This is a genomic window from Pantoea wallisii (assembly GCF_002095485.1).
GTDB lineage: Bacteria > Pseudomonadota > Gammaproteobacteria > Enterobacterales > Enterobacteriaceae > Pantoea > Pantoea wallisii.
On record NZ_MLFS01000003.1, the window covers coordinates 20,871 to 37,889 of the forward strand.

Here is a 17,019-nt window from a genome sequence, read left to right on the forward strand (position 1 = left end):
TTTATTCGTACGGGCCGTGATGGGCATCTACCGGCAGTAGCAGGGTGTCCATCACCAGCGAAAGCGGCAGATCAAGGATGGTCAGCACGCGCCATGGCCCGTCGCGCACATCCCACTGTACGCCGGGATAGTATTGATTGCCGTGCCCCTGTCCGGGAAGCGTGCGGCTAATGATGCTACCGCAGCCGCTCAGCAGCAGCATCGCAGCACACAGGGCAATTGATTTCATGAATGGATTCACAATCTGTACTCACAATGAACTGGCGCCAGTTTACCCGCCACACCAGAAAAAGGTATATCCCGGCGCGTAAAGATTGTGTCAGGCAACGCTTCGCTCCACGCTGCACTGCTTAACGCACGGTCGGGAAAATGAGACAAAAAAAAGCGGCATCTCTGCCGCTTTTTCCATACTGCCGGTCATCAGGTACGCTGAGGCAGCGCCTGAGGGTTCAGCTTCAGCTTCTGATAGCTTTCAACCCACTGATGGTACTTCCCGGCACTCTCCCACAAACGTGAATGCACGCGCGCCAGTACTACCGGGTCGCTAATCAGCTGCAAACGCTGCTCGCGATTCAGCTTCTCCGGCGCATCGCTCAATGCCTGATCGACACGGCGATCGCGTGCGTGATCCAGCAAGGTGCTCTGCTTATGGCGTGATGTTGCCATGGCCGTCGCCAGCGCATTAAACGCCGGGTTGAACAGCGCGTGCATAAAGCCGTTTTTCAGTGCACGTTCGCGGTTCAGCTGCAGATAGTGGTCAGTATCAACCAGCTCTTTCGGCGGCTCAAACTCTTCCGGAATCAGGAACAGCTTCGCTTTGCGACTCTTCAGGCCGACCGTTGCCCGGCTGGACATCACCGAAACGAATGGCGACAGAATCAGTGAGAACACGATGGGTGACAGCCACCACAGGAAGTTGAGATCCAGCACGCCCATACCGACTGCCCAGACAATACCCAGCAGCATCTGTGAGCCGTGACGGCGGAACGCTTCACTCCACGGCGTAGCATCATCGTCACGCTGTGGAGAGTTCCACACTACTTCCCAGCCGAGGAAGGCGCTAACCACAAACACGGTGTGGAACAGCATACGCACCGGCGCCAGCAGCACGGAGAACAGCATCTCCAGCAGCAGCGAGACAAACAGACGGAACGCCCCACCATACTCTTTCGCCCCTTTACACCAGATCAACACGACGCTGAGCAGCTTCGGCAGGAACAGCAGCACCAGCGTGGTCGAGAACAGCGCAATCGCCAGATCGGGACGCCACTGCGGCCACACCGGGAACAGCTGGCGCGGCTGCAGGAAGTAGGTCGGCTCCATTAGCGTATGTACCACCTGCAGCGCAGTAGAGAGCGCCAGGAACATAAACCACAGCGGTGCGGAGAGATAGGACATAACGCCGGTCAGGAACACCGCACGGTGCACCGGGTGCATGCCTTTTACCAGGAACAGGCGGAAGTTCATCAGGTTACCGTGGCACCAGCGACGGTCACGCTTGAGCTCATCCAGCAGATTCGGTGGCAGCTCCTCATAGGAACCCGGCAGATCGTAAGCGATCCACACGCCCCAGCCCGCACGGCGCATCAGGGCCGCTTCTACGAAGTCGTGCGACAGAATCGAACCGGCAAACGAACCCTCGCCGGGCAGCGGTGCCAGCGCACAGTGCTCAATAAACGGCTGCACGCGAATAATGGCGTTATGGCCCCAGTAGTGCGATTCGCCCAGCTGCCAGAAGTGCAGACCGGCCGTAAACAGCGGACCATACACGCGCGTAGCGAACTGCTGGCAGCGTGCATAGAGCGTATCCATTCCCGATGCTTTCGGCGAAGACTGGATAATCCCGGCGTTCGGGTTAGCTTCCATCATGCGCACCAGGCCGCTCAGGCACTCACCGCTCATGACGCTATCGGCGTCCAGCACAACCATGTAGCTGTAGTTGCTGCCCCAGCGACGGCAGAAGTCATCGATGTTGCCGCTTTTACGCTTCACGCGACGACGACGGCGGCGATAGAAGATCTTGCCGGCTCCGCCCACATCACGCACCAGCTCCATCCACGCTTTCTGCTCGGCAATGGCGATATCGGCATCGTAGCTGTCGCTCAGGATGTAGACATCAAAGTGCTCCGCATTGCCGGTGCGCTTCACCGATTCCCATGTCGCGCGCAGCCCCGCAAACACGCGCTCCACGTCCTCATTGCAGATCGGCATGATCAGCGCAGTGCGGTGGTCCGGGTTCAGCGGCTCATCGCCGGTGGTAGAGTAAGAGATGCTGTACTTGTCGCGGCCAATCAGCAGCTGCAGGAAGCCCATCAGCGCGGTCCAGAAACCGGCCGAGACCCAGCAGAACAGGATGGCAAACAGGAACAGGATCCCGGTTTGCAGGATGTACGGCAGAATCAACTCCACCGACTGTAGCCAGTTCTGGTTAAACAGCTCGACGGGATCGAGCAGCGTCCAGCCCTGATACGGCAGAATAGTCTTCATGTACCAGGTTGCGACCACGGTCTGCAAAATGGTCAGAATCAGCAGCACGTAGCGACGCATTGAGCCGACATGACGCCACTTATCTTCCGCCCTCTGTTCTTCAACCGTGGCATAACGCGGATTAGCCTTCTGTCCGCGCAGCGAATCCCAGGCGCGCGCAATCGGGTTGGTGCGCCAGGCTTCCGGGAACATCAGCGAACGCTTTACGGGCGGCATCGCCTTCAGCGTGGTGCGATCAAGATAATCCTTACTGAGCTGCTGACCGCCGGCAAGGGAGTCCGGCCAGGCCATCTCAACCCGGGATGAGACCGATTGCAGCGGCGCATCATCCGGGCGTTCGCTGGCGGCAATATCATGCCCCAGCAGCGTATGGATCGCGTGGAACGCCTGCGCGTTCTGCAGCGAGGCGCTGAGACGCGCGCGCCCTGCCGCATCAAGCGGCAGCGCCTCCACGTATGATTGAGGTAAAAAAGTCGATTTATTCATTGGCAGGTAACTGATAGCTCCAGGTTTCCGTCAATGTCTTGTCGCCGCTCACCAGCGCCGCACGCATTTCGGTCGGCTGCTTGTTATCTTTCACGCGCAGACGCAACACCAGACGCCAGCCTTTGGTCACCGGATTGTAGCGAACGCTCTGCTCCACCACGTCAGCGTTATTGCCTACGCTAACCTGCGGTGCAACCTGCGTATCTTCCGGCAGCGTGCTCATCTCTTTACCGGTAAAGTCAACGGTGAAAGCGATAGAGCCGTCAGGCTGACGCACCAGATTTGACTGCTTCACATCGCCAGCGGAACGCAGCGTATCCTTCACCCAGGCGACATCATCCTGGTGCAGCTGATTCTCATCACGTGTGAAGTGCAGGCGATACTGGAAGTTCATCTCTTTGCCCGGCTCTGGCAGGCTCTCCGGCGTCCAGAACGCAACGATGTTGTCGTTGGTTTCGTCGGCAGTTGGAATCTCAACCAGCTCTACACGGCCTTTGCCCCAGTCACCCTGTGGCTCAACCCAGCCGCTCGGACGCAGATCGTAACGATCGTCAAGATCCTGGTAGTGGCTGAAATCGCGGCCGCGCTGCAGCAGGCCAAATCCTTTTGGATTTTCCACGGTAAAGGTGCTTACCGCCAGGTGGCGCGGGTTATTAAGCGGACGCCAGATCCACTCGCCGTTACCGGCGTGGATCGACAGACCGTTTGAGTCATGCAGCTCCTGACGGAAATTGCTGACCGGCGAAGGCTGATTAGCGCCGAACAGGAACATGCTGGTCAGCGGTGCCACGCCAAGCTTGCCAACGTTATCGCGCAGATAGATTTTAGACTGCACATCAACGGTCGAGGCTTTGCCCGGTTTAATAGTGAAGCGGTATGCACCGGCAGCACGCGGCGAATCCAGCAGCGCATAGATCACCAGCTGTTTGTCCTGCGGTTTCGGACGCTGGATCCAGAACTCTTTAAAGCGCGGGAACTCTTCGCCCGATGGCAGCGCGGTATCGATAGCCAGACCACGCGCGGAGAGACCATAAACCTGGCCTTCACCGATGACGCGGAAATAGCTTGCGCCCAGGAAGCTGGAAATTTCGTCGTCTTTACCCTTTTTATTCAAAGGATAGAGAACCTTAAACCCGGCAAAGCAAGGTTTTTAACGGCATCGGCATCGTGCTTAACGTTGCCGAAGTTGAAATAATCAGGGTTATATTTGATTTCACGGACGGACGACGCGGTAACCTCATTGATTTTTACCGGCGTGTCGAAATACATCCCCTGATGATAGAATTCGAGCTTAAACGGCGTACGCAGTTTGCCCCAGTATGCTTTGTCGTGGTTAAACTGGATCTGCTGATAATCAGCAAATTTCATTTCACGAAACTGAGAGGGTAAATTGCTTTTTGGCGCTTCAAAACCTTTTCCTGCCAGTGTCTTAGCCTGTTTCGCCACATCATCAATAGTAAACGCCCAGCTGTTGTTGGCGTACAACGCCAGCAGAACTGCAGCACTTGTCCAGCGCATCTTCACCAGCCCGCCTTTATTTTTCACTTTAGTCAGCACATCCCCCCCTTTCGTGTGCTTAGATCAAACCCATTTATCTTAAAGGATTATTCGGTTTTCCGACAGCTTATGTAAAAGATTGTTCCGCTGATTCGTAAGCCAAAAGTGTACTTTTCAGATAATTAAACCCGGAAGATCAAGAACCAGATTCACCTGATAGTATACGCTGTTTACAGCCGCCAGAATTTGAGCCGGCATAATCCGGTTTCAGGGTGAAACCGGCAAGTAAACTGACCAACCGGAAGCTTATGAGTTCAGCAAAACCCGAACGTGAATATTTTCTCGACTCGATTCGAGCCTATTTAATGCTGTTGGGCGTGCCATTTCACGTCTCCCTGATTTACTCCACCCAACGCTGGTCGGTAAACAGCCATGATGCTTCGTTGTGGCTGACGGTGTTTAATGATTTTATTCACGCCTTCCGCATGCAGGTGTTCTTTGTTATTTCAGGCTATTTTTCCTACATGCTCTACCTGCGCTATCAGCCAAACCGCTGGCTGAAGGTGCGCATGGAGCGTGTGGGCATACCACTGCTTACTGCCGTGCCGCTCATTACGCTGCCGCAGTTTTTCCTGCTGAAAAATCTCACGGATAAGGTCGGCGACTGGTCACGCTTCTCTCTGTACGAGAAGTACAACGCACTGATGTGGGATCTGATTTCACATCTATGGTTTTTGCTGGTGCTGGTGATCCTCACTGCGCTGGGCATGCTGACGTTCCGCTGGCTGCGCCAGCAGCAGCACCGTATCGATTATCATCAGGTTGGCTGGGGCAAACTGACGCTGGCGCTGCTGGCTTACGCCCTGCTATGGTGCGCCTTCCGCCGCATAATCTTCTACTTTGCGCCGGCCCTGCTGATGGATGGTCTGTTCAGCATCGCCGTGATGCAATCCCTGTTCTTCCTGCCGTTCTTTATGCTGGGCGCGCTGAGCTGGAAACATCCGGCCCTGAAGGCGCTGTTTGTGCGCTTTAATCCGGTGATGTGCTTTGGGGCCATTGTGGTCTTTATCGCGTACTGCCTGAATCAGCGCTACAGCAGCGGTGAAGGGTGGCTGTATGAGATGGATGCGCTTATCTCTACGCTGATGGGATTGTGCATGCTGAATGTCTGCTTCAGCTTTGGTCACAAGCTGCTGAACAGCCATTCGCCCCGCATCATGTATCTGGTGAATGCTTCGCTGTTTATCTATCTGGTGCACCACCCACTCACTATCCTGTACGGTATTTTCGTCACTCCGCACATCAGCAACAATACGCTGGGCTTTTTCACCGGCCTGGTAATGGTGTTCGGTATCGCCTTTTTACTGTACGAAATCCATCTGCGTATTCCGCTGCTGCGTTTTCTGTTTTCAGGCAAACCTCAGCAGCCGAAGTAACGGAATGAATGGCGGCCCTGACCGGTCGCCAGCCATCCCGCAGCCTTACAGCAGCCACTCTACCGGCAGCCGCCACACTAACCTGACCAGCAAACGCTGCAGCCACGTACACTGCGGCTCATGTTTATGCACCACTTCGCCGGTTTCATCACCGTACTCCACCCAGTTAACCCGGCCCCACTTATCCAGCCGCAGTGCCCAGGCGCGATCGCGCATGCCGTGACTAAAGCGCTGATGCGTCTGCTGCGCCAGCGCTTCACTCTCAATCACCAGCCCCATCTCGGTATTCAGCACCGCTGAGCGGGGATCAAAGTTAAATGAGCCAATAAACACCTTGCGGTTATCGACGGTGAAGGTCTTCGCGTGCAGGCTGGAACCTGAGTTACCGGTCAGGCCGCGATCGTGTGGGGCGTCGCCGGCCCTGGCCTGCGGTTTCAGTTCATACAGGGCGATACCGTGACGTAATAGCTTCTTACGCCAGCGCGCGTAGCCGGCATGCACAATCGAGACATCATTCGCAGCCAGCGAATTAGTCAGAATGGCAATTTTTACGCCGCGCCGTTTCAGCGTTAACAGCTGCGCGACGCCGGCACGCGTTGGCACAAAATAGGCCGAGATAATATCGAACTGCTGCTGGGGCGTGCCGATAACCTCCAGCATGCGCTGCGGCAGCAGGCTGCGGCGGCGCGCTTTGCCCAGGCCTTTACGCGGATCGTCGCTCAGCAGCCGCGTATGCGCCCAGGTCATGTCGAGTGCGCCCTGCGCCATCTGGCTGACAAAGGGCGATCTCTCCAGCCGCGCCAGATAGCGCTGCACCGGTTCACTGTGCTGCCACTCGGGCGGCAAGCGCACGGCCTCAGCGCTCCCGGCATCAATATCCACCACGCTGCGCAGCGGTGAGACCGCTTTACTGTGCCAGTAGCGTTCAAAGTCGTCGGTTACCTCTGCAACGACCGGACCGATGGCCAGCACATCCAGATCGGTAAACAGCGGCTCATTGCCGGTGCCAAAATATTCATCCCCAATATTGCGACCGCCCACCAGCGTCACCGCGCCGTCTACCGTCAGGCTTTTGTTGTGCATGCGGCGGTTAAGGCGGGCAAAGTCAGTCAGATAGCCCAGCGCCCGCAACGTACGGAATGAGAAGGGGTTGAACAGACGCACCGCGATATTGGGATGGCGATCGAGTTCAGCCAGCGTGTCATCCAGTCCCGGAGTGTTGTTATCATCCAGCAAAAGACGTACCCGCACGCCGCGCTGGGCAGCATCGAGTAACGCGCTGAACAGTAACCGGCCTGACATGTCGTTGTGCCAGATGTAGTACTGCACATCAATGGTGTGCTGCGCCATGCCCATTAATAGATAACGGGCGGCAAACGCATCCAGCCCATCATTCAGCGGATGGATACCGCTCAGATCCGGATGCTGCGCACACTGCTGCTCTACACTTTGTCGTAATTCATCGCGCGGACGCTCATCGGGCCGCTGCGTTGCCGCTTCGCTCATTGTTAATCCCTGACTGGGCTGACGTTATTATTATTGGTAGCAACTGCACCGGTTCGCAATCGGAGCCTTCCGCTTCCGCTCCCTGGTGCACCGTTAATTTAGTCTAGACTTAGCCAGGCGTTCTGCATGCAGCGTTCACCGTGAGGAGAGGATTATGACTCAGCTATCCCCGCGCCATCGGCCCCACCTGTTTCGCAGCTTTTTTCAGGGCAGCTTCCCCTGCTCTACCGCCTGTCGCAGCGGCGGGCGACGGATTGATATGGTGATCAGCAGCGGTCATGACATGCTGCTGGAGCGAGATTACGCCTCGCTGGCGCAGTTAGGCCTGCACACGGCGCGTGATGGCGCACGCTGGCACCTGATTGAAGCCACGCCCAATGCGTATGACTGGCGCAGTTTCCTGCCGATGGTGCACGCGGCGGCGCGGCACAATATGCAGATCATCTGGGAGCTGGCGCACTTCGGCTATCCCGATCATCTGGATATCTGGAAAGCACCGTTCGTGGATCACTTTGGACGCTTTGCCCGGGCAATGGCGCAGCTGATGCGCGATGAGGGCATTGAGCAGCCCTTTTTCACCCCCATCAACCAAATCTCCTTCTGGTCATGGGCCGGGGCCGATGTCTCCTGGCTTGATCCCTATGCCAGTGAACGCGGCCGCGAGCTAAAGCGCCAGCTGGTGCGCGCGTCGCTGGCGGCGATGTATGCGATTCGCGAGGTCTATCCTGACGCGCGTTTCGTCCTGACCGATCCGCTGGTGCAGATCGCTGCCGATCCTGATAACCCCGACAGCAAGCCATACGCGGATAGCCAGCATCAGGCGCAGTTCGAGGCCTGGGACTGGCTGGCCGGACGGAGCGCGCCGGAGCTGGGCGGACGTGAAGATTTTCTCGATATTCTAGGCCTCAACTACTACCCGGATAATCATTGGTTCTTCTCCGGCGCCACTATTCCGCCCGATCACGCGCACTATCAGCCGCTGCATCGCCTGTTGCTGCAGTGCTGGCAGCGCTATCAGCGCCCGCTGCTGCTGGCAGAGACCGGCGCAGAGGGTGATGCGCGAGCGCCATGGTTACGTCATATCAGTGAAGAAGCGCGACTGGCGCTGGAACAGGGTGTGGCGCTGGAGGGCGTTTCCCTCTATCCGGTGATTGAGTATCCGGCGTGGGCTGACGATCGCCGCTCACCGGGAGCGCTGCTGGGTTTAGGCGATGCCAATGGCAACCGTACGCTGCATGAAGCGCTGGCGCTGGAGCTGCGCAGCCAGCAGATTAAGTGGCAGAACCGCCAGCAGGATTAAGTTTGTTGAGTCGTACGTGGGACAGACGGGCAGGTTTGTACATCCAGCCCGGAATCGGCAGGCTGCCGCACATCGGTTAACCAGGTCATGGTGAAGAGGAACACGACGCCAATTAAACAGGCAGAAAGCAGGCCGATAATTGCAATCAGTTTGTCATCGCGGGATTCCATCGACATCTCCTTGCGGGCCTACGCTGCAGGCCTCAGCTCATCCATAGCGTTATGATCAGGACAAAGATTATAAGCGTCACCGATGTCACTGCAAGCACCACAATGGCGAAGTGCGCGTCATCAAGCGGCTGGCGTAAAGGTTCGTCATGATCGTCGGGTGAATGCATGGTGACTCAATAGCAAAAGGCGAGTTTCTCAGCAGGATTGCCGCACAGAGTGTAATGGAATAGTGATTAAGTTACAGAATTATTTCGCTATGCAATGACAGCGGCGCGTCAGGCTACGCCGCTGTCGGTTGCTCAGAAGTCGTAGCTCATGCTGACTTTGAGCGTACGCGGATCGCCCTGCGCCAGGTAGGTGCCGGTATCGTCCACATTCGACCAGTATTTCTCATTGGTGACGTTCTCAACGCCCACGCGCCATACCATATCATTCTGATTAACCTTCATGCGGTAGCGCACGCCAAGATCCAGCGTTGTGTAGCTATCCAGCTTCAGGGTATTGGCAGAGTTAGCGTATTGTGAACCGCTGTGGTTGAGCAGCGCCGTGGCCGTCAGCCCCTCGATCGGTTTGATGTCATACTCAGCGCCCAGCACGTAAGTGTAGCGCGGTACGCCAATAGCCTGTTTACCGTCATAAGTGCCGCCGTTGGTTCTCTTCATCACCGGATCGATCCAAGTCGCGCTGGCATTCAGGCGCAGCCCCAGCACCGGCTCGCCGAACACATTGGCTTCCAGGCCGCGATGGCGCTGTTCACCGTCCATCACATAGACATTGTCACTGTTGATGATGCCGGAGGGTTTCTGAATCTCAAACAGACCCAGCGAGCCACCGATGCGGCCAAAATCGGTTTTCACGCCAATTTCATTCTGCTTCGAGTGAGCCACGCCCGTGACGGTACCGTAGTTAACCGCATCTTTAGGCGCGGTTTCACCCGGCTGCAGCGCTTCGGTGTGGTTAGCGTAGAACGCAACCTCTTTCCACGGCTTATACACCACGCCGTAGGTCGGCATCCAGCGGTCGTTGGTATAGCGCGAGTCGACGTTCTCGGCACCCGTGTTGTAGTTATAGCTGCGCACCACTACTTTCTGATGACGCGCACCCACGGTAAACAGCAGCGTATCGTCAAATAAGCCCAGCGTATCGCTCAGCAGATATCCCTGCGTACGGGTGCGTGAAGTGGTAAGCGGATCGGAGAATTTGCCGCCCGCGAACGTCGCGGCGGGCTCTGCCACATCGCCGCTGTTGTAAATATTAAACGGCGTGCCGACCAGCGACATGTTGTAGGCGTTTTTTGCATTTGTGGTGAGCGCAGAGTAGCCCACGTTGACTTTGTGGCTGACCCATCCCGTATGGAAATCACCGCGCAGGCCAACCATACCGCTCATGTTGTCCTGAATGCGGTTGGAGTAGAAGCTGCTGATGCTGCCGTCACCGTTACTGTTCGTAATGGTGGGCGCGCCGTAGTTACCGGTTTCATGCGCGTGCTGCGCACCAAGCCCGGCATAGGCTGTCCAGCTGTCGGTAATATCGTACTCCGCTTTGGCCATGCCAAACTCAGATTCCATATCGCTGTACACCCATTTCTGGCTGTAGTTGTGCGAATTGGACGGTACGGCCGGGATGACGCCCGCGCCGGCAAATTTCACCCCTTGCAAACCGCCGTGGAAGCTCTTTTTCTGGTAACCCACATCCAGTGAGGTCCGCAGCCGATCGCCACGGTAATCAAGCCCTACGGAGGCAGCCGTGGTACGTTTCTTCTCACCGTCAACGCCGGTTTCGCCTTCACGGTGTACCGCATTCAGGCGTACACCAAACTGATTGTTATCGCCGAAGCGGCGTCCCACATCCAGCGTGCCGCCGACCTGTGATGAAGAGGTGTAATCAACGCCAACGCGCGTAATGGGCGCCTCTTCCGCATGTTTTGGCTCCAGGTTGATCATACCGCCGACGCCCGATGAGGCCGCACCGTTTACCAGACTGTTCGCGCCTTTAAAGATCTCGACGCGATCAATGAGCGAAGCATCCATCACCTGACGCGGCACAACGCCCGCTAACCCGCCGTACGTCATATCGTCGCCGTCGAGCTCAAAGCCGCGAATGCGGTAGCTCTCAGCAAAGTTGCCGTAGCCTTTAACGTTTTGTACGCCCGCATCGTTACGCACTACATCAGCAATGGTTTGCGCCTGCTGGTCCTGAATCATCTTTGAGGTGTAGCCGATCACATTGAACGGCACATCCATGGCGTTCTGCTCACCGAGCATGCCGAGACGGCCGCCGTGTGCAATCTGTCCGTCAAGGAAAGCCGGCACTACATCATTACCGCCGGGCCTGAAATCGCTCTCTGGCGTGGCGGTTACGGTAAGCGCCTGCTGCTCTTTTTGAGTGGTGTTGGTGTGAGTTGTTGCAGCCATCACTGGCAAACAACCGGCGCTAACCATTACAGCCAGCAGCGTCGGTTTCAGTCCGGGATTGAAAGGCGGTTTGCGCATGGATATCCCCTAATGCAAAACATACTGAGAATCATTATTATTGCTGTTTGCGATTATGCGGGGTGCGGTGCTAAATGCAAGCGAAATCCTGCAGGGAGAGATCATGAGCGTTCGCCACTGATGGCGAACGTTAATGTGGGTATCCTGGTTTTAGCCGAATGTAAGGCGATCGGTTACTGCGGTACGGCCCTCAACCCTGCCAGCCGCCGCCCAGCGCGCGGTAGAGATCGATCTGCGCCAGCAGCAGCGTATTTTTCACGGAGACAATATTGAGCTGCGTCGTGAACAGCGTGCGCTGCGCATCGAGTTCATCAAGATAAGAGGCGTAACCGTTCTGATAGCGGTTATGGGCAATACGGTACGCTTCAGCCACAAAGCGCGCCTGCTGCTCCAGCTCGGTAAGCTGCTGCTCACTGCGGCGAATGGCATCCATTGCGTCATCCACTTCCGAGAAGGCGTTGCGCACCACTTTTTCATAGCCGTAAAGCGCCTGATTGCGCGAGGCCATCGCCACGTCAACCTGCGCGGTGAGCGCTTCACGATTGAGTAACGGCGCCAGCACGCTCCCGCCTATGCTCCACAGACGGAACGGATTTGCCAGCAGCTCATGCAGATGACTACTTTGCAGCGTGCCGCTGGCGGTCAGGTTGAGCGATGGCAACAGCTGAGCCTTCGCCGAGTCCAGCGAGGCATCGGCGGCCAGCAGCTGGCGCTGCGCCTGCACGATATCCGGGCGACGATTCAGCAGCTGCGAGGGCAGCAGCGCCGGCAGCGTCTGCGGCCGGATATGATCAAACTGGCTATTGCGCGCAATGGCGCGCGGATTCATCCCTACCAGCACGCTTAGCGCGTTCTCCTGCTGCTCAATCTGATGCTGCAACTGCGGCACCTGCGCTTTGGCGGTTTGATACTCTGAGGCGGCATGCATCCACTCGAGCCGGGAGGTGTAACCCGCCTCAAACTGACGCTGCGCCAGCTTAAGCGAGTTCTCCCGCGTTGCCAGCGTCGCTTCGGTCACGCGCAGCTGCTCATCCAGCGCGCACAGGCTGAGATAGCCGGAGGCTACCGAACTGGCTACGGTCAGTTCTGCCGCAGACGCTGCGGCGCGTTGCGCATCCAGCGTAGCCTGCGTGGCGCGGATGCTGCTACTGCGGCTGCCCCACAAATCGACGTCGTAGCTTGATTGCAGCAGTCCCTGAAACACTGCGCTCTCATAGGGCTCTCCGGTCGCGGATGAGAGCGCACGCTGATGCGTCGCCGCCACGCCCGCAGAGAGCGTCGGGAAGTTATCGCCCTGTGCGGCACGCAGCTGAGCACGGTATTGATCGACGCGGGAGCGGGCGATCAAGATATCGCTGTTGTGCTGCAGCGCCTGCTCCACCAACCGGTTAAGCTGATTATCACCAAAAGCTTGCCACCACTGCGCCTCCGGCGCGGCGTGCGGCCCGACCTGCTGCCGCCAGCTATCCGGAATCGGTAGAGACGATGGCGCTCTCTCCACCTCCGTGGCGCAGCCGCTCAGCATCAGCGCGCTAAGCGAGGCCAGCAGTAGCCGCTTCATGGCGCATCCTTGTGCGGTTCAGCCGCAGTATCAATGTTCACTTCCACAGACATACCGGGGCGCAACTGCTGCAGGTCATCACCCAGAATTCTGATCCGTACCGGAATACGTTGGGCAATTTTGACAAAGTTACCGGTGGCGTTATCCGGCGAAATGGCGCTGAACTCTGAACCGGCCGCGGGCGAAATAAACTCAACGCGGCCATCAAAGCGTCTCCCCTCCAGCGCGTCCACGCGGATGGTCACCGGCAGGCCGGGACGCACCCGCGCCAGCTGCGTCTCTTTGAGGTTAGCGATAATCCATTTGTTATCCGGAACGACAGAGGTCAGGCGCGTGCCAGCGGTAACCCAGGTTCCCTTGCGTACTGAAAGCTGCCCCAGCTGGCCGCTGTCCGGCGCAATAATCCGCGTGTTCGCCAGATCGATCCGGGCCAGCTCCAGGGCGGCTTTCGCGCTGGCAACGTCACCCTCCAGCGAGGCGCGATTGACGATGACCGTTTGCAGATTCTGCTGCGACACGGCCACCTGCGCTTCCGCCTGACGCATCTGCGCCTGGCCCTGCGCATTGGCGGCGCGTGATGCATCGCGCTCGCGTACCGAGAGCGAGCCGTCAGCAGCCAGATTTTCCACACGTTTGAGATCGAGGCCGCTTTTCAGCGCCTGGGCTTTGGCATTCTCCAGCGCGGCTTTATTACTGGCAATGGTCGCCTCAGCGCTGCGGCGCTGCTGCTGGTTATTGTTCAGCGCGGCGATTTTCATGTCGAGCTGCGCCTGGGCCTGATGCACCCGCTGGCGGTAGATGCGATCGTCAATGGTCATCAGCAGCTGGCCTTTGGTCACCGGTTGTAGATCCACCACATTCACCTCTGTAAGGTAACCACTCACCTGCGGGCTGATAAAGGTTACCTGCCCGCGCACATAGGCGTTCTCCGTTGACTGAACGGTGCTGGTGAACGGCCACAGCTGCCAGGCATAGAGGATAACCAGTACGCCGACAATCACGATACCGCTGCCTGCGGCAATGGAGAGAATGCGCCGCCGGTTAGTGCGCTCGCGCTCTGCAGCCTGAAGATCGTCCTGTTGACTCATGATGTCTCCGTTCGGTTTTCTGAAGTCGCCTGCTGGCGCTGTTCAATGAGGTTGTGGCGCGCCTGCCGCCAGTTGAGATAGCGCTGACGCGTCAGGCGCCACAGCACCCACATCAGCGTGATCAGCGCCAGCGCGGCGGTCAGCAGATAAGTATCGTTATACGCGAGCACATTCGCCTGCAGCGTGGCGATGGTCTGCAGCTGGCTGGTGCTCTGCGCCGTGAGCAGCGCACTGTCGGTTAGCTGATTACGGAAGAGCGCGCTGTATTGACTGAGTCGATCAACGACGTTGGGATCAAGTTGCGACAGCTGATCGCCCAGCAGGCTGGAGTGATACTTTTCACGCCACGTCTGGAAGGTGCCGAGAATCGCCGATCCAATCAATCCGCCGAGGTTCTGGCTCATGCCAAACAGCACCACAAAACTGACCAGGTTTTTGGGCTGCGTCACCACCCCGCCGATACCCAGCAGCATAGCCGGCGCAAGGAAAAAGGCGCTGCTAAAGCCGAGCAGGAACTGACTGATATAGAGATTATTCGCGCGCGTCAGCGGACTGGATTGCGCATCCATCAGCGAGGCGACAATCATGATGGCGAGCGAGGTCACAATCGGCCAGCTGAGGTGGTTAGGCTTGATGGTCAGGGCGCTAGCGACCATGCCGCAGATCACCCCGGAAATGATGGCCAGCGCCAGCCCCTGCATCTGGTCGTTAAGCAACCCGAGCTGCTGCAGGAAACCCACCGCGCCGGTATTCTGCTCCGCCAGCACAATGCGCATCATGATCATGACAATGCCCAGCCGCACCATCATGCCGTTACTCAGCCAGCGGGTATTGATCAGCGGATTGGCGCGATTATGTTCCACCACCACCGCGGCGACAATCAGCACCAGCGAAAGCGCCAGGCAAACGCCAAGCCATGGCGTGCTGAACCACCACTCAATGCGCCCCAGAGACAGCACGCCGCACAGCAGCGCCATGCCCGGCGCCAGCAGCATGAAGGTGACAAAATCCATTTTTTCGAACGCTTTGATGCGATCGCCGGGCGGCAGCTTCACTACCAGTACGCAGCCCAGCGCAATCAGCGCCAGCCCGAGCTCAAACAGATACAATCCGCGCCACTCCTCCAGCTGGAGCAGCTCGGTTGAGAACAGCCGCGCCAGCGGGATGGCCAGCTGCGAAGCGGTAATCCCGATGACCAGCGCCTTCAGCCGGTGCTTTGCCGGCCACGCCTGAATCTGATAATAGATCCCCAGCGAACTGAGCGCCGCGCCCACCATACCGTGTGCGGTGCGCACAATGATCGCCGAGCTGAGATCGTTGGCCAGGATATGGAAAAACGCCACGATGACATACAGCACCAGAAAGGCTTCGGTGAACAGGCGCAGGCCAAACTGCTGGCGGAATTTCACCAGCAGCAGGTTAATAGAGATATTGCCCATGACATACACCGCCGGCAGCCAGGCAATCTCATTGGTGTAAGCGGCAAAGGTGCCCTGCAGGTTGGTAAGGTTGGCGGTGACCAGCGCGTTACTCAGCGCGCCGGTGATTGAGATGAGCAAGCCGATCAGGCCAAAGGCCACGCGCTTTGTCGGCGAGTGCAAAGGGGTTGACGGCGATCCCGGCAGCATCGGTTTTTCATGTGGCAGCCACTCACGCTGCGCATAGGGATTGCGCTTCGCCACGGTTATACGCTTCCTAACCGGTCAAGCAGCTGCTGCAACACCTTCTCGGTTATCGCCAGCTCTGCCGGTTCGACATCCTTCAGCAACTGCGCCCGCAGCGCGTCCGCCTGCGTTTTTACTTCAGCGAAGGCCACGCTGCCCTGTTCGGTCAACACCAGCAGGCGTTTACGTCGGTCCTCTTTTGGCTGTACGCGCGCCAGCAGCTGCTGTTTCACCAGCCGATCCACCAGCGGCACCACGCTGGCCTCCTCCAGGCCCAGCAGCTGCGCCAGCGCTTTCTGCGTGGGAGGCTCTGTGGCGGTGGCTACGCTGGCGATGGCCAGCCAGCTGCTCATACTGAGGCCGCTCTCTTTGAGGCGACGATCAACCGCTAACCGCCAGGCGTGCGCGGTCAGATGAAGCAGACGTGAGAAGGGTTGAGGATAATCGCTCAAAGCGTAGCGGCCTAATGGTTAGAGGTCTAACTAAATATGTGCGTAATTATAATCGAACGCCGGCACGAAAGAAAAGCGCATCTCTCCTGTGCAAATTTAGTCGCCCCTGAACTGAATTGCCAATTTGACTTAAGCACAAAAAAACGCCATTTTTCAGTGTTGTACACGTTGTGTGTATAAGTTTTATTGTAAATAATTACTCATTCAATTCATATAGATAGTAAAATAAGCACAAAATGCTCACGCTCTCCATTGTACAAGTTACCCGACATTGTATAACTTTCTCCGCCATGAATCGGATAACGATTCAGTAACGAATGATGCACGTTGCGTCGCCTCTGAAGGTGCTGTGGATTTCCACCTTCAGAGGTGTCTTTTTTGTTGGTGTGATGCGTTGGTTTTTTCGCGCCTGTCCGCGCGCAAATTTCTCATCATGGAACTGAAGGTGCCCGCCACCCTCGGCCAATCTAAAGGGCTTACACATGCAAAATGCCGCTAACAGCAGCGCAGACATCGCCGACTATTTCAAACAGGCGGGAAACAGCGAAATCAGCGAGATGGAAGTTTTTGGTCAGCTGATTGCCGAAATTCTGCAGGCCGGTATGCCGGTCACCAATAAAGCCATTATTACCGCACTGATTGCCCGCATGGAGCAGGAGAGCGATGTGGTACAGCTGGATATCTATCGCCATCTGCTTGAAATGGTCGTGAATAAAACACCCGACGATTTTTCGGTGTAGCCGCACCGGATTCCAGGGACGGAATCGAACTTCTCTGCCGCGTTTTGCTGGCATCTGGCATCATCGCCCGGTAACATCCTCTGCGTTTACTATCCCGACGGTTACTGCCGTGCCGTGACGGCATGCGCATCATAATAAAA

Annotated in this window: 13 protein-coding genes and 1 pseudogene; 3 read left to right on the plus strand and 11 right to left on the minus strand. The window is 57.3% G+C overall.

What is annotated here, in order from left to right; all coding sequences use genetic code 11:
* Nucleotide 1: 1 nt before the first annotated feature.
* The 3 genes and pseudogenes from HA48_RS01500 to HA48_RS01510 form a co-directional block, all read right to left on the minus strand.
* The gene (locus tag HA48_RS01500; protein WP_425270652.1) at nucleotides 2-229 is read right to left on the minus strand and encodes a YceK/YidQ family lipoprotein; all 228 of its coding nucleotides are present in this window, start codon (nucleotides 227-229) and stop codon (nucleotides 2-4) included.
* A gap of 191 nt (nucleotides 230-420) precedes the next feature.
* Nucleotides 421-2,973, minus strand: a complete 2,553-nt coding sequence (mdoH, locus tag HA48_RS01505; protein WP_128599467.1) for a glucans biosynthesis glucosyltransferase MdoH — start codon at nucleotides 2,971-2,973, stop codon at nucleotides 421-423.
* A pseudogene (locus HA48_RS01510) lies at nucleotides 2,966-4,491 on the minus strand (glucan biosynthesis protein G). Before HA48_RS01510 ends, mdoH begins: the two are co-directional and overlap by 8 nt.
* A gap of 287 nt (nucleotides 4,492-4,778) precedes the next feature.
* Here HA48_RS01510 and mdoC point away from each other — a divergent pair.
* Nucleotides 4,779-5,906 (plus strand): glucans biosynthesis protein MdoC, encoded by a 1,128-nt coding sequence (gene mdoC / locus HA48_RS01515; protein ID WP_128599468.1) that lies wholly within the window; start codon nucleotides 4,779-4,781, stop codon nucleotides 5,904-5,906.
* Between the two features lie 45 nt (nucleotides 5,907-5,951).
* Here mdoC and HA48_RS01520 read toward each other — a convergent pair whose 3' ends face one another.
* On the minus strand, nucleotides 5,952-7,412 hold the full coding sequence (locus HA48_RS01520) for a phospholipase D-like domain-containing protein (protein ID WP_128599469.1): 1,461 nt from the start codon (nucleotides 7,410-7,412) through the stop codon (nucleotides 5,952-5,954).
* Nucleotides 7,413-7,566: 154 nt separating this feature from the next.
* On the opposite strand from HA48_RS01520, the gene HA48_RS01525 reads away from it, so the two are divergent.
* Nucleotides 7,567-8,712 carry a beta-glucosidase gene (locus tag HA48_RS01525; protein ID WP_128599470.1) on the plus strand — a complete coding sequence of 382 codons (1,146 nt, stop codon included), beginning with the start codon at nucleotides 7,567-7,569 and terminating at the stop codon, nucleotides 8,710-8,712.
* On the opposite strand, the gene HA48_RS22155 is transcribed toward HA48_RS01525, so the two are convergent.
* The 7 genes from HA48_RS22155 to HA48_RS01550 all read right to left on the minus strand — a co-directional run bounded on the left by HA48_RS22155 (nucleotide 8,709) and on the right by HA48_RS01550 (nucleotide 16,139).
* Nucleotides 8,709-8,882, minus strand: coding sequence for a hypothetical protein (locus tag HA48_RS22155; RefSeq protein WP_167377133.1), 174 nt, complete (start codon nucleotides 8,880-8,882; stop codon nucleotides 8,709-8,711). The genes HA48_RS01525 and HA48_RS22155 overlap by 4 nt on opposite strands.
* Before the next feature lie 32 nt (nucleotides 8,883-8,914).
* Nucleotides 8,915-9,049, minus strand: a complete 135-nt coding sequence (locus HA48_RS22760; RefSeq protein ID WP_279626731.1) for a hypothetical protein — start codon at nucleotides 9,047-9,049, stop codon at nucleotides 8,915-8,917.
* Between the two features lie 132 nt (nucleotides 9,050-9,181).
* A complete protein-coding gene (locus HA48_RS01530; protein ID WP_128599471.1) occupies nucleotides 9,182-11,374 on the minus strand; it encodes a TonB-dependent receptor in 2,193 nt (730 codons plus the stop codon).
* Between the two features lie 190 nt (nucleotides 11,375-11,564).
* Nucleotides 11,565-12,935 carry an efflux transporter outer membrane subunit gene (locus tag HA48_RS01535; protein WP_128599472.1) on the minus strand — a complete coding sequence of 457 codons (1,371 nt, stop codon included), beginning with the start codon at nucleotides 12,933-12,935 and terminating at the stop codon, nucleotides 11,565-11,567.
* Nucleotides 12,932-14,023 (minus strand): HlyD family secretion protein, encoded by a 1,092-nt coding sequence (locus HA48_RS01540; RefSeq protein ID WP_128599473.1) that lies wholly within the window; start codon nucleotides 14,021-14,023, stop codon nucleotides 12,932-12,934. Before HA48_RS01540 ends, HA48_RS01535 begins: the two co-directional genes overlap by 4 nt.
* Nucleotides 14,020-15,705 carry an MFS transporter gene (locus tag HA48_RS01545; RefSeq protein WP_128599474.1) on the minus strand — a complete coding sequence of 562 codons (1,686 nt, stop codon included), beginning with the start codon at nucleotides 15,703-15,705 and terminating at the stop codon, nucleotides 14,020-14,022. The genes HA48_RS01540 and HA48_RS01545 overlap by 4 nt, the downstream gene beginning before the upstream one ends.
* 2 nt (nucleotides 15,706-15,707) lie before the next feature.
* Complete coding sequence (locus HA48_RS01550; protein WP_128599475.1) at nucleotides 15,708-16,139, minus strand: MarR family winged helix-turn-helix transcriptional regulator; 432 nt, start codon at nucleotides 16,137-16,139, stop codon at nucleotides 15,708-15,710.
* 482 nt (nucleotides 16,140-16,621) lie between these two features.
* On the opposite strand from HA48_RS01550, the gene HA48_RS01555 reads away from it, so the two are divergent.
* Nucleotides 16,622-16,879, plus strand: coding sequence for a biofilm/acid-resistance regulator YmgB/AriR (locus HA48_RS01555; RefSeq protein ID WP_128599476.1), 258 nt, complete (start codon nucleotides 16,622-16,624; stop codon nucleotides 16,877-16,879).
* Nucleotides 16,880-17,019 lie beyond the last annotated feature (140 nt).